Here is a 19,070-nt window from a genome sequence, read left to right on the forward strand (position 1 = left end):
TGGAGAAGAACCGCATGACGAACCCCGCCGACAGCCTGGTCGATCTCCTCGACCTGGAGCGGATCGAGGTCAACATCTTCCGTGGCCGCAGCCCCGAGGAGTCCCTGCAGAGGGTCTTCGGCGGGCAGGTCGCGGGCCAGGCTCTGGTCGCGGCCGGCCGCACCACGGACGGGGACCGTCCGGTGCACTCGCTGCACGCCTACTTCCTGCGGCCCGGCCGCCCCGGCGTACCGATCGTGTACGACGTGGAGCGGGTGAGGGACGGCCGGTCCTTCACGACGCGGAGGGTCACGGCGGTGCAGCAGGGCCGCACGATCTTCAATCTGACAGCGTCCTTCCACAGGCCGGAGGAGGCCGGATTCGAGCACCAGCTCCCGCCGGCCCGTGTCGTGCCCGATCCGGAGGAGCTGCCGACGGTCGCCGACGAGGTGCGCGAGCACCTCGGCGGCCTGCCGGAGGCGCTGGAGCGGATGGCCCGGCGCCAGCCCTTCGACATCCGCTACGTCGACCGGCTGCGCTGGACGCGTGAGGAGGTCGAGGACGCCGACCCCCGCAGCGCCGTGTGGATGCGCGCGGTCGGCCCGCTGGGCGACGACCCGCTCGTGCACACCTGCGCGCTGACGTACGCGAGCGACATGACGCTGCTGGACGCGGTACGGATTCCGGTCGAGCCGCTGTGGGGTCCGCGCGGCTTCGACATGGCCTCGCTGGATCACGCCATGTGGTTCCACCGGCCGTTCAGGGCGGACGAGTGGTTCCTGTACGACCAGGAGTCGCCGATCGCCACGGGTGGCCGCGGGCTGGCCAGGGGCCGGATCTACGACCGCCAGGGGCAGCTGCTGGTGTCCGTGGTGCAGGAGGGGCTGTTCCGTCGGCTGGACGGCGCGTAGGCGTCTTTGGGGTTCAGGTACCGGGCAGCGGGTCCTGGTCCACCTCGTGACGGCGGGTCCGGATGTCCGGGCCCGCCGGGTGCAGTTTGGCGTCGCAGGCGGGGCCGAGTCCGCTGCGGCGCGACTCCGCGCCGGTGAGAGGCCGTCCGCAGAGGGCGCACCGCACCGGGCGTCGCGCCTCGCCGCGGCCGGCTTCCGGTCGCGGGCCTGGGAAGAGTTCGGATTGGGGCTCGGAGGATTCCACGTACGGATCCTCTCAAGCCGGTATGACACACCACGGAGGGCACAGCGGTGAGCACCGTACTGAGGATGGGGCCGGCGCCACGGAACGGGGGGCCGGCGGCCGGCGCCGTTGCCTCTCCGGTGGGGCACGTGGTGCTGTGCGCGGACGGGCCGGGGCCCGAGCGCGTGGTGGCGTACGTGGAACGCGAGCTGCCGCCCGGCGGGATACCCGCCTATCGGGCGGCGCGGGGCAGTGGAGCGCGCTCCTTCGTGCTGTGGGCGGACGAGCACCGCCGGGAGCGGCTGGCCACGCTGGTGACCGTGTCGGCGGGGAGCGGAGTCGCGTCGTACCAGGTACTCGGTGCGCACGGTGAGCTCATCGGCACGTTCGTCCGTGAGAAGGCGCTCCGGGGCCGTGGCCTGCGTACCCGCTGGACGGTGACTCCTGCGGGCGGGCCGCAGGCGGTGGGGTTCAAGGGCCGGATCTTCTGGTGGTGCGTGTGGTGGCCGCTCTCCCCGGTGCAGGCGCTGATCATCGTGCTGAGCCTGCTCAGCGGTGACGGTGACGCGGCTCGCGGACCTCGGCGCATCGTGTGGCGTGCGGGAGGGCGGGCTCCGCTGGAGTTCAGGTCCAAGGGCGACACGGTGCATCTGCACGCGCCCGGCTACGACCGGCGGCTGGGCGCGGCGCTCGTCGCCGTACTGCGCACGTTCGACAGCTGGCTGCTCGGCAAGGAGTGGGACGACGCGAAGGACTGACGGTCAGTCCCGCTGCCGGTCGAGAGCCTCGTCGAGGGTCCGGGCGGCCGTGATGAGGGACAGGTGCGTGAACGCCTGCGGGAAGATGCCGAGCTGCTCGCCGCTGGGGCCGATCTCCTCGGCGAAGAGCCCGACGTGGTTGGCGTAGGTGAGCATCTTCTCGAACATGTAGCGGGCCGGCCGCAGGCGCCCGGCGCGGGCCAGTGAGTCGACGTAGAGGAACGTGCAGAGGCTGAAGGTGCCCTCCGAGCCGCGCACGCCGTCGGGGGAGGCGGCCGGGTCGTAGCGGTGGACGAGGCTGTCGGAGACGAGGGTCTCCTCGATGGCGTCCAGCGTGGCCAGCCATCCGGGGTCCTTGGGGGCGAGGAACCCCACCCTGGGCATCAGCAGTAGGGACGCGTCGAGGACGTCGCCCCCGTAGTGCTGGACGTATGCCTGCTTCTGTACGCTCCAGCCGTGCTCCATGACCTGTTCCAGGACGGCGTCCCGGGCCCGGGTCCACCGTGCGGTGTCCGCCGGCCTGCTGAAGGCGGCTGCGAGGCGCAGCCCGCGGTCGAAGGCGGCCCAGCACATCACGCGGCTGTAGGTGAAGTCCTTGCGTCCGCCGCGGGTCTCCAGATCCCCTCGTCCGGGCGGTCCCAGGAGCCGGCCAGCCGGTCCAGCACGCGGGAGACCTTCTTCCATCCCCGGTAGCCCGCCTGCATCCCGACCTCGCGTCCCTCGGACAGGGCGTATAGGGCCTCTCCGTAGATGTCGAGCTGGAGCTGGCCGGAGGCCGCGTTGCCGAGCCGTACGGGATATGACCCCCGGTATCCCGCGAGGTGACCGAGCACCTCCTCAGCCAGGAGCAGTTCGCCGTCGACCCGGTACATGATCCGGAGCGCTTCGTCGTCGATGTCCTGGTCCCCGAGGCGGTCGCCGAACCAGTGGGTGAACGCGGTCGCCTCCTGGGCGAATCCGAGGTCCAGCAGCGCCCGCACCGACAGGGCGCCGTCCCTGATCCAGGTGTAGCGGTAGTCCCAGTTGCGTTCGCCGCCCACCTGCTCGGGCAGCCCCATGGTCGCCGCGGCCACCGGAGCGCCGGTGGGGTGGTAGGTGAGGAGTTTGAGGGTGATGGCCGAACGGTTGACCATGTCGGACCACCGGCCCCGGTAGCTGGAGGTGCGCAGCCACCTCTGCCTGAAGTCGGCCGCCTCCCAGAGCTGTTCGGTGACGCTGTCCACGTCGGAGGGCGCCGGCGCGGGCCCGTCGGCTGCGCACACGGTGAGGACGGCTGCCGACACCTCGCCGGAGTGCAGGGTCACCGTGCCGCGCACGTCGTCGCCGTCGCGCTCCAGGGGGAAGCCGGCGCTCAGGTGGCCGGCGAGCCCGGACGCCCGGAACGAGGCGCCCCCCGGGCGGAGTTCGAGCTCGTGCGACGCGCGGCCGTAGTCGAAGCGGGGTCTGCACTCCATGGAGAACCGCACGGTGCCGCGCACCACGCGCACGGTCCGGAACAGCGTGTGCCGGTCCGTTGCCGTGCCCGACGTGATCGGGGGCATCCAGTCGAGCACCTCGCCGACCCCGTCGGGCGACATGAAGCGCGTCACCAGGACGGCGGTGGCCGGGTAGTAGAGCTGTTTGCGGGAACACCCCGGGTCGTCGGGCGACAGCCGGAAGAAGCCGCCGCGATCGTGGTCGAGCAGGGCGGCGAAGATGCTCGGCGAGTCGAAGCGGGGTGCGGTGAACCAGTCGACGACACCCTGTTCCGACACCAGAGCGCCCGTCTGCAGGTCGCCCACCCGACCGTGCGCCGCTATGGGAGGGTATCGGTCCATGACCGTCCAATCTCCGTCATACCACCGCGATAGCCACTATCCGGCAAGCACCTCCCGGCCGCTCCCCAGGCCCCACAGGGGTGCGGCGTGGACCTGATCCATGTTCGCGCCGTCAGCCCGCCGGAGCTGACGGAGCGGGTCGAGGAACTCCTCGCCGGCGACCCGTACGTCCTGAACCTGATCGTGCAGCGGGGCGCCTCACGCGACCCCGACGGCGACTCCGTGGCGTGCGACGTGCTGACGGGGGCGGCGAACGAGGTCCTGCGAGGGCTGCGGGAGCTCCGGATCGACGTTCGCGGGTCCGTCGTCATCGAGCCGGTCGACATGGCGTTCCCAGGGCGTGCCTCGGAGAACGCGCTCCGCCGGCTCGGGGCGCTATCCGGCGCGCCGGTCTGGGAGCAGGTGGAGGCACGCATCCGTTCAGGGGGCCGGTACGCGCCGAGCTTCTACCTCTACCTGGTCGTCGCGGGCCTGATCGGCTCGGTCGGCATCGTCACCAACTCGCAGATCCTGATCGTCGGGGCGATGGTCGTCGGGCCCGAGTACGGGGCGATCGTCGCGGTCGCCCTGGGTATCGACAGGGGCGACCGGGCCATGGCCCGGCGAGGGCTGAACGCGCTGCTCAAGGGCTTCCTGCTGACCATCACGGTCACGTTCCTCTTCAGCCTGCTGATCCGCGGGTTCGGCTTCGAGTCGCGGGCTTTCAAGCAGGGGCTCCGCCCGGTCTCCGACCTGATCAACACCCCGAACTTCTTCTCATTCGCCGTCGCGGGCCTGGCCGGCGTCGTCGGCATCGTGTCGCTCACCGAAGCCCGCACGAGCGCTCTGCTCGGGGTTTTCATCTCGGTGACCACCATCCCGGCCGCCGCGGCCATCAGCGTCTCGACGGCCTTCGCCAGCTGGTCGGAGGCCTGGGGCTCCCTCATCCAGCTCCTCGTCAACATCGCGGTGCTGATCGTGGTGGGGGCACTCGCGCTCAGGTTCCAGCGGGCGATCTGGCGGCACGTGGGCCTGAAACAGGCCCGGAGCGGTGGCCGGGCCTGAGGCCACAGGGACGGCGGCGCCCGGCGCCGGACCGGCCGAGCAGCCGGATCCGGGCATGCCCGGGATGATGGGTAGCAGGGCCACCCACACGGCCTCGCACGCAGTCAGGAGGGCCGCCATGCCCCAGGAACGCACCTCGCCGCTCCGTGCCGTACCGGGCGCGACACCGAAGGAACGGGCCGAGCTCGGCAAGGCGGCCCGCAGACGGGTTCCCAGGTCCAGCCATCACGCGTACGAGCCGACGGGTGACCGGCCGGACCCGCTGGCCCTGTTGGAGGCCCAGTCGGCGGCCAGGGTGCGGGAGCTCGTCCCGATCCGGTACGGGAGGATGACGGAGTCACCGTTCCGCTTCTACCGGGGCGCGGCGGCGATCATGGCCTCGGACCTGTCCGGTACGCCGGACTCCGGGATCAGGGCCCAGCTGTGCGGTGACGCCCACCTGCTGAACTTCAGGCTGCTCGCCTCCCCGGAACGCCATCTGCTGTTCGACATCAACGACTTCGACGAGACGCTGCCGGGACCCTGGGAGTGGGACGTCAAACGGCTTGCCGCCAGCCTCGTCATCGCGGGGCGCGCCAACGGCTTCTCGGACAAGGAGCGGGCCCGCATCGTACGGGCCACCGTGCGGTCCTACCGGGAGTCGATGATCCGGTTCGCGGAGATGCGCAATCTCGACGTCTGGTACACGAAGACCGACGAGGACCGCCTGAGGGCCTTGGCCGCCGGCAGACTGGCCGCTCCAGGCCGTAGGCGCGTCGCCGAGGCGACGGCGAAGGCCCGCACCCGGGACAGTCTGCAGGCGTTCGCCAAACTCACCGAGGTGACAGGCGGGCGGCTGCGCATCGCCCCGGATCCACCGCTGGTCGTACCGATCGCGGACCTGCTGCCCGATGCGGAACGCCGCGCGACGGAGGAACAGTTCCACAAGCTCATCCGGCGGTACGGCCGCAGCCTGCCCTCGGACAGGCGGGCCCTGCTCGCCGACTTCCAGCCCGTGGACGTGGCCCGCAAGGTGGTGGGCGTGGGAAGCGTCGGCACGCGTTGCTGGATCTTCCTCCTGCTCGGAAGGGACGGCGGGGATCCGCTCTTCCTCCAGGCCAAGGAGGCCGACACCTCGGTGCTGGCGCCCTACGCGGGGGCGAGTGCGTATCGGAACCAGGGCGAGCGAGTGGTGGCGGGCCAGCGCCTGATGCAGGCTGCGGGAGACATCTTCCTGGGCTGGGAGCGGGTGGACGGGCTCGACGGTCGGCGCCGGGACTTCTACGTGCGCCAGCTGCGCGACTGGAAGGGCATCGCCGAACCGGAACAGATGGTGCCGCGAATGATGGGCGCCTTCGGGGAGCTGTGCGGGACGACGCTGGCCCGCGCGCACGCAAGGTCCGGCGACCGCATCGCGATCGCGGCCTACCTGGGCCACGGAGACGTGTTCGACCGGGCGCTGGAGACGTTCGCCGAGCGGTACGCCGACCAGAACGAGAGGGACCACCGGGCGCTCGTCGAAGCGGTGGCCGCAGGCCGCCTTCCCGCGGCGGCCGGGGAGGGCAAGAAGTAGCGGGCCAGGATTCACCGCTCGGCGACAGCGGGTACTTCGCGGACATAACCGGACATCGTGGTATCACCGTGTGGACCCCGGCGGGTCGGCAGGACCCGGCCGGGACCCGACACCGAGGAGACCATGACCATGTCGGCCGAATCGGTCGGAGCACCCGGCGCCGACACCCCGGATCCGCTCGCGGTGATCCGCACCCGGGGGTACGCGGTACTGCTGATCATCGTGGCAGCCCTCGGAGTCCCCATCTCCGCCGCGGCGTTCGGCTTCCTGGCTCTCGTCCACGAGCTTCAGTCCCTGACCTACGAGGACCTCCCGCACGCACTGGGCTTCGAGAGCACGCCGTCGTGGTGGCCCGTGCCACTGCTCGCCGTGGCGGGCGTGCTGACCGGGCTGGCCATCCGTCACCTGCCGGGAACGGGCGGACACAAGCCCGCCGAAGGATTCGTGAACACGGGGGCACCGGCGGCCGCCGAACTTCCCGGGGTCGCGCTCGCCGCCCTGGCATCCCTCGGCCTCGGTGTGGTCCTCGGGCCCGAGGCACCCCTCATCGCCCTCGGCGGGGGGCTGGCCGTGTACGCGGTGCGCCTGCTCAAGCCCGGCATCGCGCCGAGCGCGAGCGCCATGGTGGCGGCGGCGGGGAGCTTCGCCGCCGTCAGCGCCCTGCTCGGCTCGCCGCTCCTCGGCGCGTTCCTGCTGATGGAGGCGTCCGGCCTCGCCGGGATGATGCTCGGCCTGGTGCTGGTGCCGGGACTACTCGCCTCCGGCATCGGATCGCTCATCTTCATCGGCCTGGGCTCCTGGACAGGCCTCGGGACGTACTCCCTGACCCTCCCCCACGTGCCACACGCACCGCAGCCCACCGTCGCCGAGTTCGGCTGGGCCATCGCCCTCGGGGCCGCGGCCGCCCTCGTCGGCACCGGCGTCAAAAAACTCTCGCTGTCCCTGCAGGAGCGGGTCGAGCAGAGGCGGGTGATCGCGACGGTGGTGATGGGCCTCACCGTCGGTGTGCTGGCACTCCTCTACGCCGAGAGCACGGGCAGGAGCGCCTCGGAGGTGCTCTACTCCGGCCAGGACGCCCTCGGCGGCCTGCTCGCCGAGGACGCCACGTACACGGTCGGCACGCTCGTCGTCCTTGTCGTCTGCAAGGCGCTCGCGTACTCCGCGTCCCTGAGCGCCTTCCGGGGCGGCCCCATCTTCCCGTCGATGTTCCTGGGGGCGGCGGGCGGGCTGGCGCTGTCACACCTGCCCGGCCTGAACGCCACGTCGGGTTTCGCGATGGGCATCGGGGCCATGTGCGTGGCGATGCTCAGGCTGCCGATGACATCGGTGCTGCTCGCCACGCTTCTGCTGGGATCCGAGGGCATCACGGTCATGCCGCTCGTGATCGTCTCCGTCGTGGTCTCCTACGTCCTCGTGCTCAGGCTCGACCGTCCCGGTGCGGCCCGACGCACAACGCCCAGATGACGAAGACATTGATCGCGATGAGCACGATGGACCAGAACGGGTAGTACGGGAGCCACAGGAAGTTGGCGACGGCCAGCAGCCCGGCCAGCAGGACTCCTACGGCGCGCGCCCACAGGGCTCCGCTGAAGAGTGCGCAGCCGGCCAGAACCACCACGATCCCCAGGATGAGGTGCACCCAGCCCCAGCCGGTGAGGCTGAACTGGAACACGTAGTTGCGCGTGGTGACGAACAGATCGTCCTTGGCGATGGCCGCGATGCCCTCGAAGACGGCCATGGCCCCACCGAAGATCATCATCACCGCGGCGAAGACGGTCCAGCCGGACGCGGCGCTCTTGCGCCCCCCGGTCACGTCGTGACCCGTTCGTTCCCCACTCACACTTCCAGCCATGTCGGCCTCCTTGGTCTGCGAGCCGGAACGCGGCACCTATGTGTCCGCAATGCGGCTTAAATTCCTCTTATCAGACTGACACGCCATCACCCGGTCGGCATACGGATCGAGGTCACACCATCTCCATGCTGAGATAGAATCCCAGATATGAGAGATGAGGGTGTGCCGGACTCCGTCGACGCCCGGCTCGCGGCGCGGCTGACCCTGCTCCGCACCGAACACGGCTGGTCGCTGGACGAGCTGTCCCGCCGTGCGGGTGTGAGCCGCTCGACCCTGTCACGGCTGGAGCGCGGCGAGCTGAGTCCCACCACCACGGTGCTCGGCCGGCTGTGCACGGTGTACGGGAGGACGATGTCGCGGCTGCTGATGGAGGTGGAGGCCGAGCCTCCGCAGCTGGTTCCGGCCGCACAGCAGCCGGTGTGGCGGGACGAGGGGGCCGGGTTCGTACGCCGGTCCGTCTCGCCGCCGCACGCCGGACTGCGCGCCGAGATCGTCGAAGGGACACTCGACGCGGGCGCCGACATCTCGTACGAGAACGCACCCGTGCCAGGTGTGGAGCAGCACATCTGGGTGCTCGAGGGCACTGTCGAGATCACCGTCGGCACGACGGTTCACACACTTCAGGAGGGCGACTGCCTGCGCTTCCGCCTGCGTGGCCCCTCACACTTCCGCTGCCCGGGCCCCCGAGGGGTCCGCTACGCACTGATGATCGTCCTGCCGTGAACGTGAAAGGACCCGCTTCATGACCGAGATCGTCCCCGTGTCCGGCCCCGAACTGGTCACGTACGCCGATGAGCTGGCCGCCCTGCTGATCGAGAGCGTGGAGGGCGGAGCCTCGGTGGGGTTCCTCGCGCCGCTGGACCGGACCGCGGCCGCCAACTGGTGGCGGGAACGGGCGACCGCCGTCGAGGAGGGGAGCCAGCAGGTCTGGATCGCCCGGGACGACGAGCGGGTGGCGGGCACGATCGGCCTGGTCAGGGCGGCCCTGCCCAACGCCCGCCACCGCGCGGAGGTCGCCAAGCTCATCGTCAGGCCCTCGGCGCGCGGCCGGGGAATCGGCCGGGCGCTGCTGACAGCCGTCGAGCGGTCGGCGGCCGCTCAGGGGCTGACGCTGCTGGTTCTGGACACCGAGACGGGAAGCGACGCCGAGCGGCTCTACAGCGCGGCCGGCTGGTCCCCCTGCGGCTCCGTCCCGGGCTACGCGGCGGATCCGTACGGCACGCTCAGGGCGACCACGTTCTACTACCGGGCGCTCGGCCTCCCGGAGGCCTCCGCGCAGTGAGCGTCACAATGGGGGCTACGGCACGCTACCGAGGAGATCTTTCATGACGCTGCACGACATCCCGCTCAGCACGCTCAACGGCGAGCCGACGACGCTGGGAGCCTACGAAGGCTCGGCGGTCCTGCTGGTGAACGTCGCCTCCAAGTGCGGGCTCACCCCGCAGTACGCCGGCCTGGAAAGGCTCCAGAAGGAGTACGGGGAGCGCGGCTTCACCGTCCTCGGGGTGCCGTGCAACCAGTTCGCGGGCCAGGAGCCGGGCACCGCGGAGGAGATCCGGACGTTCTGCTCGACGACGTACGGGGTCAGCTTCCCGCTGCTGGAGAAGATCGACGTCAACGGCGAGAACCGGCACCCGCTCTACACGGAGCTGACGAAGCTCGACGACGCCGAGGGCGTCGCCGGGGACGTCCAGTGGAACTTCGAGAAGTTCCTGATCTCCCCTGCCGGTGAGCCGGTCGCCCGGATCCGTCCCCGCACCGAGCCGGAGGCGCCGGAGGTCGTGGCGCTCATCGAGGCGCAGCTGCCGCAGAAGTAGGGCGGACGGCACCGCGGGGCCGGACCGTCGTGCGGTCCGGTCCCGCGGTGCGACCGGCGTTCTCGCGCCCGGGCGCGCTCCCGACGGAAGGCATCCCCTAGCGGATCGGCATTCCCGACAGGGTGCGGGCAATCACCAGGCGCTGGATCTCGCTGGTGCCCTCGAAGATGGTGTAGATCGCGGCGTCCCTGTGCATGCGCTCGACCGGGTACTCACGTGTGAAACCGTTGCCGCCGAGGATCTGCACGGCCTGGGCCGTGACCGACTTCGCGGTCTCGCTCGCGTAGAGCTTCGACATCGAGCCCTCGGCCGCCGTGAACGGCTTGCCTGCGCTCGCCATCCAGGAGGCGCGCCAGACGAGGAGCCGCGCGGCGTCGATCTGGGTCCGCATGTCCGCCAGCTGGAAGGCGATCCCCTGGTTGTCGATGATCGGCCGGCCGAACTGGGTCCGCGTCTTCGCGTAGTCGAGGGCCACCTCGTAGGCCGCGCGGGCGGTGCCGACCGCCATGGCGCCGACGGCCGGGCGGGAGGCCTCGAAGGTCGCCATCGCCGCGTTCTTGACCCTCCCCCAGCCTCCGGCCGGGGGTGCCCCCGTCTCGCTTCGCTCACCGCCGGACCTGGCGCGCTCGCGGGCCCGGGCGAGGCGCTCGTCGAGCTTCTCCTTGCCGCCGAGCAGACAGTGGCCGGGGACGCGCACGTCCTCGAGGACGACCTCGGCCGTGTGCGAGGCGCGGATGCCGTGCTTCTTGAACTTCTGCCCCTGCGAGAGACCGGGGGTGGCCGGCGGGACGATGAAGGAGGCGTGGCCCTTGGAGCCGAGCTCCGGGTCGACGACGGCGACGACGACGTGGACGTTGGCGATACCGCCGTTGGTCGCCCAGGTCTTGGTTCCGTTGAGCACCCACTCGTCCTTGGCCCCGTCGTACACCGCGCGGGTGCGCATCGAGGCCACGTCCGAGCCGGCGTCCGGCTCGGAGGAGCAGAAGGCGGCGACCTTCACATCGTCCGCGTCCCCGTACATCTGGGGGATCCACGTACCGATCTGCTCCTCGGTGCCGTTGGCGAGGACGCCGACGGCGGCCAGGCCCGTGCCGACGATCGACAGCGCGATTCCCGCGTCGCCCCAGAAGAGTTCCTCCATGGCCATGGGGATGCCCAGGCCCGTGGGGTCGAAGAACTGCTGGGCATAGAAGTCGAGGGAGTAGATGCCTACCTTGGCCGCCTCCTGGATGACGGGCCAGGGCGTTTCCTCACGCTCGTCCCACTCCGAAGCGGCCGGCCGGATCACCTCGGCGGCGAATCCGTGCAGCCAGTCACGGACCTGCTTCTGGTCGTCGTTGAGCTCGAGCGTGAACTCGGCCATGTTCCCTCCATGCACTTCCGGAAAACCCGTTACTAGCGGTAACAACAGTCTGTTACCAGCAAGTAGCTTCTGTCAACCTCTCAGTCACCGATCCGCACGTGGCGGAGCAGGGTGTTACGTTGCCCGGGCGTGACGAGATCGCAGGACAGCCGGGTGGGGCGGGAGAAACGACATGGAGACCACACGAGGGGCCGAACGGCAGCGGACAGCGGCCGAGCGCCGCCGTCGGGAGCTGCTCGAAGCCGCGGACCGGGTGGTGCTCAGGGACGGCCCTCAGGCGTCGATGAACGCGATCGCCTCTGAGGCCGGGATCACCAAGCCCATCCTCTACCGGCACTTCGGCGACAAGGGCGGCCTCTACCGTGCGCTCGCCAAGCGCCACACGGACGCCCTGCTCAGCGCCCTGCGGGCCGCCCTCGACGCACCCTCCGAGCGGCGCGAGCGGGTCGAGGCGACCCTGGACACCTACCTCGCGGCGATCGAGGCGCGCCCGCAGGTCTACCGCTTCCTGATGCACCCCTCGGACGACGCGGCCCCTGCACCCGAACAGGGCTTCGACGTCGGCCGGCACTCCGCACCACTCCTGCGCCGCCTCGGCGAGGAACTGGGAAAGGTGATCGTGGAGCGGGTCGATCTCGGACCGGAAAGCGAGCAGATCGCCCGCATCTGGGGGCACGGGATCGTCGGGATGATGCACGCGGCCGGGGACTGGTGGCTCGGCGACAGACCCTGCTCACGCGAACAGTTGGTACGCAGTCTCGCCGACCTGCTGTGGGGCAGGCTGGCCGAGGCCGGCGACCTGCCCGGCGGCCAGGGGTTCTGAAAGCCTGTCCGGGGCCAGGACGCCGGGGTCAGTCCTCGGCGGCCGTACGCGCCCACGGTGCCCGCCGGGCCGCGCGCAGCGCCCTGGCCCGGCGCAGCCCCGTCAGCCGGTCCGTGTAGACACGGCCGTCGAGGTGGTCGCACTCGTGCTGCAGACAACGGGCGAACCACCCGGTGCCGGTGACCCGCACCGGCTCCCCCGCCATGTCACGTCCCTCGACCACCGCATGGTCGAAACGCGGGGTGCCGGCTTCGAGGCCGGGAAGTGACAGGCAGCCCTCCGGTCCGCGTACGGTGATCCCGTCCGCCTCGACGAGCACGGGATTGACGAGATGGCCCAGGTGCCGGACGTCGTCGTCATCCGGGCAGTCGTATACGAACACCTTGAGCGGGACACCGATCTGGTTCGCGGCGAGCCCGACACCGTTCGCGGCGTACATGGTGGTGAACATGTCCTCCACCAGCCGGGCGAGCGACGGACCGAAGTCGGTGACGTCGTCACACGGACTGTGGAGTACCGGGGCGCCGAAGCAACTGACGGCACGAACGCGTCCGGAACTGCCGGGGATCGGGCGGTTTCGCATGGGGAGAAGCGTACGTTCCACGTGACCTCCACGTTCCCCGTGGTGCCGAGGTGCGGTCGCCCCGCCGGACATCGATAGGCTGGGCGCGGACTTACGCAAGGAGGATCTAGGACGATGGCAGGCAACACGGAGCCGTTGTCGCCGCGGGCCAAGCTCGCCGTGACGGCGGGCAAGGCCGCGGCGGCGGTGTCGCGCGCTGCGGGGCGCGGCAGCGGATCGGTGATCGGCGGCCGGGTGGCGCTCAAGCTCGACCCCGACCTGCTCGGGCGGCTGGCGCAGCACCTGGACGTGATCCTCGTGTCCGCGACGAACGGCAAGACGACGACGACCCGACTGATCGCCGAGGCACTCAGGGCCGCGGGGCCCGTCGTGTCGAACGCGCTCGGAGCCAACATGCCCGCGGGGATCACCTCCGCGCTGGCAGGGGGCTCGGACGCGCGGTACGGCGTGATCGAGGTGGACGAGAAGTACCTCGCCGGCGTGGCACGCGACACGACACCGAAGGTGATCGCGCTGCTCAACCTCTCCCGCGACCAGCTGGACCGTGCCGCGGAGACCCGGATGATGGCGGAGCAGTGGCGCGAGGGCCTTTCCGGCTCCAAGGCCGTGATCGTGGCCAACGCCGACGACCCGCTGATCGTCTGGGCCGCCTCCTCCTCCCCCAATGTGGTGTGGGTGGCGGCGGGGCAGGCGTGGAAGGACGACGCCTGGTCCTGCCCGTCCTGCGGCGGTGTGATGCAGCGCCCGGGTGACGACTGGTTCTGCGGCGAGTGCGGTTTCCGCCGCCCCGCACCCAGCTGGGCACTGAACGGCGACTACGTCCTGGACCCGCACGGTTCCGCGTGGCCGATCCACCTCCAGCTGCCGGGCCGGGCCAACAAGGCCAACGCCACGAGCTCGGCCGCCGTGGCCGCGGTCTTCGGCGTGCCGCCCCAGGTCGCCCTGGAGCGCATGTACCAGGTGCAGGCCGTGGCGGGCCGCTACGACGTCGTCAGCTTCCTCGGCCGTGAGCTGCGGCTCCTGCTGGCGAAGAACCCGGCGGGCTGGCTCGAGACGTTTTCCCTGATCGACCCGCCGCCCACTCCGGTGATCCTCTCGGTGAACGCACGCGGCGCCGACGGCACGGACACCTCCTGGCTGTGGGACGTCGACTACACCCAGCTCTACGGTCACCCGATCTTCGTGCTCGGCGACCGCAAGCTGGACCTCGCGGTCCGGCTCGAGGTGGCCGGTCTCGACTTCCGTGTCTGCGAGACCCTGGACGAGGCCGTCCAGATGGCTCCGCCCGGTCGCATCGAGGTCATCGCCAACTACACCGCCTTCCAGGATCTGCGCCGTCGTGTCGGCAACTGACCCCCGCGCGGGCACCCCCCGGAGAGGACGAAGCATGAGCAACAACAGCCTGCGGCTGGTGTGGGTCTATCCCGACCTCCTCAGCACCTACGGCGACCAGGGCAACGCCCTGGTGGTGGAGCGCCGGGCACGCCAGCGCGGTCTCGACGTGTCGCGCGTGGACGTGCGCAGCGACCAGCCCATCCCGACGTCGGGCGACATCTATCTGATCGGCGGCGGTGAGGACCGTCCGCAGCGGCTCGCCGCGGAGCGGCTGCGCCGTGACGGCGGACTGAGCAGGGCCGCGTCGAACGGCGCGATCATCTTCTCGGTCTGCGCGGGCTACCAGATCCTCGGACACGAGTTCATCAACGACCTCGGCGAGCGCGAGCCCGGCCTCGGGCTGCTCGATGTCGTCTCGACGCGGGGTGAGGGTGCCCGGTGCGTCGGCGACGTGCTCGGGGACATCGATCCGAACCTCGGCCTGCCGCCGCTGACCGGCTTCGAGAACCACCAGGGCATCACCCACCTCGGCCCGGCGGCACGCCCGTTCGCGCGGGTCAGGCTCGGCCGGGGCAACGGTACGGGTGACGGCACCGAGGGCGCGTACAACGACACCGTCTTCGGCACCTACATGCACGGGCCGGTCCTGGCACGCAACCCGCTGATCGCGGACCACCTCCTGAAGCTGGCCCTGGACGTGAACGCGCTGCCGCCGAGCGACGACCGGTGGTACGAGGCGCTGCGCGCCGAGCGCATCGCGGCGGCGACCCAGCCCGCCTGAAATCACCCGGTACGGACCGGTCCGTTCGACGGGCCGGTCCGCACGTGTGTGGCCGGTGTACATCCGGTGGACGTCCAGCAGTCGGACAGTGGGTTCGGTCCGGCCACCTCGCGCCGGTAGGGTGGCGGGGATCCAACCGGACGACGTGGTCCGGCGTCGGCCCACGTTGCAAAGGTTTCCCGGGCAATGCGAATTGGTGTGCTCACCTCCGGCGGCGACTGCCCCGGCCTCAATGCCGTCATCCGTTCCGTCGTGCACCGCGCGGTGGTCGACCACGGCGACGAGGTCATCGGCTTCCACGACGGCTGGAGGGGACTCCTCGAGTGCGACTACCGCAAGCTCGACCTCGACGCGGTCGGCGGCATCCTCGCCCGTGGCGGCACGATCCTCGGTTCCTCCCGCGTACAGCCCGCGCATCTGCGTGACGGTGTGGAGCGCGCGAAGGGCCATGTCGCCGACCTCGGGCTGGACGCGATCATCCCGATCGGCGGCGAAGGCACGCTGAAGGCCGCCAACCTGCTCTCCGAGGCGGGCCTCCCCATCGTCGGTGTGCCCAAGACCATCGACAACGACATCGCCTCCACCGACGTGACCTTCGGCTTCGACACCGCCGTCGGAGTCGCGACCGAGGCACTGGACCGGCTGAAGACGACGGCCGAATCGCACCAGCGGGTGCTGATCGTCGAGGTCATGGGACGGCACACCGGCTGGATCGCGCTGCACTCGGGCATGGCGGCCGGCGCGCACGCCATCGTCGTACCCGAGCGGCCCTTCGACATCGACGAGCTGACCTCGCTGGTCGGCCGGCGCTTCTCGGACGGCAAGAAGTTCGCGATCGTCGTCGTGGCGGAGGGCGCCAAGCCCCGCGAGGGCTCGATGGAGTTCAACCAGGGCACGAAGGACATCTACGGCCATGAGCGCTTCGCCGGAGTGGCGACGCAGCTCTCCGGTGAGCTGGAGCAGCGCCTCGGCAAGGAGGCCCGCCCGGTGATTCTCGGCCACGTGCAGCGCGGTGGCACCCCGACCGCGTACGACCGCGTCCTGGCCACCCGCTTCGGCTGGCACGCTGTGGAGGCGGCTCACCGCGGTGAGTTCGGCATGATGACGGCGCTGCGTGGCACGGACATCACGATGGTGCCGCTGGCGGCGGCCGTGGAGACCCTGAAGACGGTCCCGGCGGAGCGCTACGCCGAGGCGCAGGTCGTGCTCTGACCGTCGCGACGCCCCCTGAACCGCCCCCGGCCGCACCCGCGGCCGGGGGCGGTTCTAGTCTGGACCGGACAACCGGCACGAAACGGGGACGTCCCCAGCGGGAGTGAACAGATGGATCACAGCGGGCACGGCATGAACATGGATCTGCCGCCGTTCACGCTGGGACGCGGGCTCGAGTTCTCCGCGGACCCCTTCTTCCTGGTCGGTTGCCTCGCCGCACTCGCCCTGTACGGCTACGGCGTCGTGCGGCTGCGCAACCGGGGCGACGGCTGGCCGGTGAACCGGATCGCGTTCTTCGTCGTCGGCGTACTGTCCATCGCCCTGGTGATGTGTACGGCACTCAACGACTACGGCATGGTCATGTTCAGCGTGCACATGGTGCAGCACATGGTCATCAGCATGGTGTCGCCGATCCTGCTGCTGCTGGGCGCACCGGTGACGCTGGCGCTGCGGGCGCTGCCGGTGGCGGGACGTGACCGTACGGGCCCGCGTGAGCTCCTGCTCAAGCTGCTCCACAGCCGTTACATGAAGATCATCACGCATCCGGTCTTCACGATCCCGCTCTTCATCGCGAGCCTGTACGGGCTCTACTTCACGCCGCTGTTCGACTTCCTGATGGGGTCGAAGCCGGGTCACATCGCCATGATGGTGCACTTCCTCGCGGTCGGCCTGGTGTTCTTCTGGCCGATCATGGGCGTCGACCCCGGTCCGCACAGGCCCGGTTACGTGATGCGGATGCTGGAGCTGTTCGCGGGCATGCCCTTCCACGCTTTCTTCGGCATCGCGCTGATGATGGCGAGCCAGCCGATGGTGAAGGCGTACGAGAATCCCCCGGCCTCGCTCGGTGTCGACGCGCTCAGCGACCAGTCCGTGGCCGGCGGCATCGCCTGGGCCTTCAGCGAGATCCCGTCCGTGCTGGTGCTGATCGCACTGGTCTTCCAGTGGTACCGCTCCGAACAGCGGACGGCCAAGCGCTCGGACCGTGCGGCCGACCGGGACGGCGACCAGGAGCTGAAGGCGTACAACGCCTATCTCGCCTCATTGCAGGCACGCGGACAGTAGCGGCGAACGCGTCCGAGGGGCGACCATGGCACCAACGGCCGTGCGGCCGTGTGAGGAGCGTGTGCTCATGCCTGGATCCACGAAGACCATGGGAGTGCTCACCGTAGGCGCGCTGGTGGCGGTGACGGCGTACACGGTGGCGCTGGGGAGCAACGGCTGGCTCTGGTTCGGCTGGGTGGTCCTCGGACTCGCCACGCTGGGAATGGTCGCCACGCGCGACACCTGACGTGAGCGGCCGGCGGTGGCGCCGCCCCGTCTCTCCCGCCGGTGGGCGACCGGCGGTGGTCCTGCCCGCCTCCCCCGCCGGTGGGCGAGGCGCGCAGTCGGCGTACGGCGTCGTGCGCGGGTGCTCGGACGGTGCGACCCTGGTGACACTGTGTGGCGAAGCACCGGCCGCCGCGTATGGCGGGTCATGGGTGCGACGCGTTTTCGTCGGCGGGAAAAGGGTGCATCCATGGACAGGTCCGGTTTGATCGAGGCGATCGGACGCAAGACGGCGGGCGGCGGCGAGCTGTCGGCCGACCAGATCGGCCGGGTCGTCGACGCCGCGTTCGGCACGGTCGGGGAGGCCGGTGCCATCGCCGAGGCGCTCAAAGCGGGCAGGACCGTCACCCTGGTGGGCTTCGGCAGCTTCCACCAGGTGGGCGGCGAGGCCGCCCTGCGGCCGGGCAAGGCCCTCAACGAATTCGTCCACGACCAGGCCGGGTGACCCGGGCGGCGGACCCGTGGCGGTCCTGACTCTTCGGGCGGAGGGCTCGGCGTCGGCCGATGACGTCTGGCTGCGCTACGTCACCCCGGCCCGCTGGCCCTCCTGGTCGCCGCAGATCAGGGCGGTGCACGTGGCGGAGGACCGGATCACGCAGGGAACCCGGGGCGAGATCGTCTCGCTGTTCGGCATCACCGCGGCCTTCGCCGTCGAGTCGGTGGACGAGGAACGCCGGCAGTGGGTGTGGAGGGTCCGGCTCGGGCCGGTGCGCCTGCGGCTGCATCACGCGGTGATGACCAGGCCGGGCGGATCGGCCACGACCCTCCGGATCGAGGGTCCCGCCGTCGCTCTCGCCGCCTATGCCGGCCCGGCTCGGTGGGCGCTGGGTCGGCTGCTCCGGGAATGAGGCGGCGCCGGCGGCTCCACCAGGAGTTCGCATGGCGAGGGCGCACGGCGGGACGGGGCGCACGTCGGCCGCCGCCGAAGCCCGCACGGCCGCACACCCGCACACCCGCACACGGAACGGGCCTGGGAGCGGCCTCGGACTTCCCCGTCCGGGGCCGCTCACGTGCGTGAGACTCGGACGTACAGCCTGCTCGGTCCCGGAAGGCCTCCCCACCGGTCGCTCCTGTTCAGGTGCGGTCGCCTCCGTCTCTCCGGTTCGGGCCACAGCCATCGAGGCGCGTTTTCACATTGCCAACTTTCCTTTTTTTGCAGACAGTTGAGGACTCCTGTACCGCCTTGCACGTGAAGGGCAGCAAAGATGCGAGTGACACTGGCCGTCGACGCCGGGGACAGAGACGGGGCCGGGGCCTCGGACGATCTCTACCAGTGGCTTCGCCAGGACCCTGATCTGCGCGCGTTCGTCCGCCGGGAAGTGCCCGGCACGCCGCCGGGCGGAGCCATGGGGGCGCTGGGAGAGCTGATCTCGCTGCTGCTGGCTCCCGGCGGTCCGACGGCGGCCCTGGGGGCGGCCGTGGTGGTGTGGCTGCAGGGCCGGCGGGGCAATCAGACGGTCACCCTCACACTGCCGGACGGTACCCAGGTCGTGGTCTCCTCGGAGAAGGTGCGGGGGCTGACCGCCGAAGGCACGAGTGAGCTGGCCGAGCGGGTCGCCGCAGCGCTCCAGCAGGAACAGCAGACACAGGCGGCGCCCGGAACGCGACGGCTTCCGGAGACGCCGGGAAGCCAGGAGGCACGAGGCGCCGCGCGGGACGCCGGGCGCACCGGCTCTTCGCCTGAAGCGGGCTGA

At 70.7% G+C, this 19,070-nt stretch carries 21 protein-coding genes and 1 pseudogene; 17 read left to right on the plus strand and 5 right to left on the minus strand.

Features of this window, described 5'->3' with window-relative positions:
• Nucleotides 1-14: 14 nt before the first annotated feature.
• Nucleotides 15-890: an acyl-CoA thioesterase gene (locus HED23_RS20205; RefSeq protein ID WP_203184804.1), complete on the plus strand. Its 876-nt coding sequence runs from the start codon at nt 15-17 to the stop codon at nt 888-890.
• A gap of 13 nt (nt 891-903) precedes the next feature.
• Here the strand turns inward: HED23_RS20205 and HED23_RS20210 are convergent, their stop codons facing one another.
• A complete protein-coding gene (locus HED23_RS20210; protein WP_203184805.1) occupies nt 904-1,134 on the minus strand; it encodes a DUF6011 domain-containing protein in 231 nt (76 codons plus the stop codon).
• Between the two features lie 128 nt (nt 1,135-1,262).
• Between HED23_RS20210 and HED23_RS20215 the strand changes: the two genes are divergently transcribed.
• Nucleotides 1,263-1,871, plus strand: a complete 609-nt coding sequence (locus tag HED23_RS20215) for a hypothetical protein (RefSeq protein ID WP_238442055.1) — start codon at nt 1,263-1,265, stop codon at nt 1,869-1,871.
• Between the two features lie 3 nt (nt 1,872-1,874).
• Here the strand turns inward: HED23_RS20215 and HED23_RS20220 are convergent.
• A pseudogene (locus HED23_RS20220) lies at nt 1,875-3,688 on the minus strand (glycoside hydrolase family 15 protein).
• Between the two features lie 87 nt (nt 3,689-3,775).
• Here HED23_RS20220 and HED23_RS20225 point away from each other — a divergent pair.
• From HED23_RS20225 to HED23_RS20235, 3 genes are all read left to right on the plus strand, one after another.
• Nucleotides 3,776-4,732, plus strand: coding sequence for a DUF389 domain-containing protein (locus HED23_RS20225; RefSeq protein WP_203184806.1), 957 nt, complete (start codon nt 3,776-3,778; stop codon nt 4,730-4,732).
• 118 nt (nt 4,733-4,850) lie between these two features.
• Complete coding sequence (locus HED23_RS20230) at nt 4,851-6,284, plus strand: DUF2252 domain-containing protein (RefSeq protein WP_203184807.1); 1,434 nt, start codon at nt 4,851-4,853, stop codon at nt 6,282-6,284.
• A gap of 129 nt (nt 6,285-6,413) precedes the next feature.
• Nucleotides 6,414-7,748 carry a chloride channel protein gene (locus tag HED23_RS20235; RefSeq protein ID WP_203184808.1) on the plus strand — a complete coding sequence of 445 codons (1,335 nt, stop codon included), beginning with the start codon at nt 6,414-6,416 and terminating at the stop codon, nt 7,746-7,748.
• Here HED23_RS20235 and HED23_RS20240 read toward each other — a convergent pair.
• Complete coding sequence (locus tag HED23_RS20240; RefSeq protein WP_203184809.1) at nt 7,702-8,136, minus strand: DUF7144 family membrane protein; 435 nt, start codon at nt 8,134-8,136, stop codon at nt 7,702-7,704. The two genes, HED23_RS20235 and HED23_RS20240, sit on opposite strands and share 47 nt — an antisense overlap.
• A gap of 147 nt (nt 8,137-8,283) precedes the next feature.
• Between HED23_RS20240 and HED23_RS20245 the strand changes: the two genes are divergently transcribed.
• The 3 genes from HED23_RS20245 to HED23_RS20255 are packed head-to-tail and all read left to right on the plus strand — an operon-like array spanning nt 8,284 to nt 9,953.
• Complete coding sequence (locus tag HED23_RS20245) at nt 8,284-8,859, plus strand: helix-turn-helix domain-containing protein (protein WP_203184810.1); 576 nt, start codon at nt 8,284-8,286, stop codon at nt 8,857-8,859.
• Nucleotides 8,860-8,878: 19 nt separating this feature from the next.
• Nucleotides 8,879-9,418 carry a GNAT family N-acetyltransferase gene (locus HED23_RS20250; RefSeq protein ID WP_203184811.1) on the plus strand — a complete coding sequence of 180 codons (540 nt, stop codon included), beginning with the start codon at nt 8,879-8,881 and terminating at the stop codon, nt 9,416-9,418.
• A 43-nt stretch (nt 9,419-9,461) separates the two neighbouring features.
• Nucleotides 9,462-9,953: a glutathione peroxidase gene (locus tag HED23_RS20255; protein WP_203184812.1), complete on the plus strand. Its 492-nt coding sequence runs from the start codon at nt 9,462-9,464 to the stop codon at nt 9,951-9,953.
• A 97-nt stretch (nt 9,954-10,050) separates the two neighbouring features.
• Here the strand turns inward: HED23_RS20255 and HED23_RS20260 are convergent, their stop codons facing one another.
• Nucleotides 10,051-11,316 (minus strand): acyl-CoA dehydrogenase family protein, encoded by a 1,266-nt coding sequence (locus HED23_RS20260; RefSeq protein WP_203184813.1) that lies wholly within the window; start codon nt 11,314-11,316, stop codon nt 10,051-10,053.
• Between the two features lie 172 nt (nt 11,317-11,488).
• Here HED23_RS20260 and HED23_RS20265 point away from each other — a divergent pair, with 172 nt between their 5' ends.
• On the plus strand, nt 11,489-12,139 hold the full coding sequence (locus HED23_RS20265; protein ID WP_203184814.1) for a TetR family transcriptional regulator: 651 nt from the start codon (nt 11,489-11,491) through the stop codon (nt 12,137-12,139).
• 28 nt (nt 12,140-12,167) lie between these two features.
• Here HED23_RS20265 and def read toward each other — a convergent pair whose 3' ends face one another.
• Entirely contained in the window at nt 12,168-12,722 is a 555-nt protein-coding gene (def, locus tag HED23_RS20270; protein WP_203184815.1) for a peptide deformylase, read from the minus strand.
• A 114-nt stretch (nt 12,723-12,836) separates the two neighbouring features.
• On the opposite strand from def, the gene HED23_RS20275 reads away from it, so the two are divergent.
• The 8 genes from HED23_RS20275 to HED23_RS20310 all read left to right on the plus strand — a co-directional run bounded on the left by HED23_RS20275 (nt 12,837) and on the right by HED23_RS20310 (nt 19,070).
• Nucleotides 12,837-14,075, plus strand: a complete 1,239-nt coding sequence (locus HED23_RS20275) for a MurT ligase domain-containing protein (RefSeq protein WP_203184816.1) — start codon at nt 12,837-12,839, stop codon at nt 14,073-14,075.
• Between the two features lie 34 nt (nt 14,076-14,109).
• Nucleotides 14,110-14,838, plus strand: a complete 729-nt coding sequence (locus HED23_RS20280) for a type 1 glutamine amidotransferase (RefSeq protein ID WP_203184817.1) — start codon at nt 14,110-14,112, stop codon at nt 14,836-14,838.
• Between the two features lie 186 nt (nt 14,839-15,024).
• Nucleotides 15,025-16,050 (plus strand): 6-phosphofructokinase, encoded by a 1,026-nt coding sequence (locus HED23_RS20285; RefSeq protein ID WP_203184818.1) that lies wholly within the window; start codon nt 15,025-15,027, stop codon nt 16,048-16,050.
• A gap of 111 nt (nt 16,051-16,161) precedes the next feature.
• On the plus strand, nt 16,162-17,112 hold the full coding sequence (locus HED23_RS20290; protein WP_203184819.1) for a cytochrome c oxidase assembly protein: 951 nt from the start codon (nt 16,162-16,164) through the stop codon (nt 17,110-17,112).
• Nucleotides 17,113-17,179: 67 nt separating this feature from the next.
• Nucleotides 17,180-17,338, plus strand: coding sequence for a hypothetical protein (locus HED23_RS20295; protein ID WP_164493765.1), 159 nt, complete (start codon nt 17,180-17,182; stop codon nt 17,336-17,338).
• A 228-nt stretch (nt 17,339-17,566) separates the two neighbouring features.
• Nucleotides 17,567-17,821 (plus strand): HU family DNA-binding protein, encoded by a 255-nt coding sequence (locus HED23_RS20300; RefSeq protein WP_203184820.1) that lies wholly within the window; start codon nt 17,567-17,569, stop codon nt 17,819-17,821.
• A gap of 16 nt (nt 17,822-17,837) precedes the next feature.
• A complete protein-coding gene (locus HED23_RS20305) occupies nt 17,838-18,224 on the plus strand; it encodes an SRPBCC family protein (RefSeq protein ID WP_398087061.1) in 387 nt (128 codons plus the stop codon).
• 357 nt (nt 18,225-18,581) lie between these two features.
• Nucleotides 18,582-19,070, plus strand: coding sequence for an effector-associated constant component EACC1 (locus HED23_RS20310; RefSeq protein WP_203184821.1), 489 nt, complete (start codon nt 18,582-18,584; stop codon nt 19,068-19,070).

Source organism: Streptomyces pratensis (assembly GCF_016804005.1).
GTDB lineage: Bacteria > Actinomycetota > Actinomycetes > Streptomycetales > Streptomycetaceae > Streptomyces > Streptomyces pratensis_A.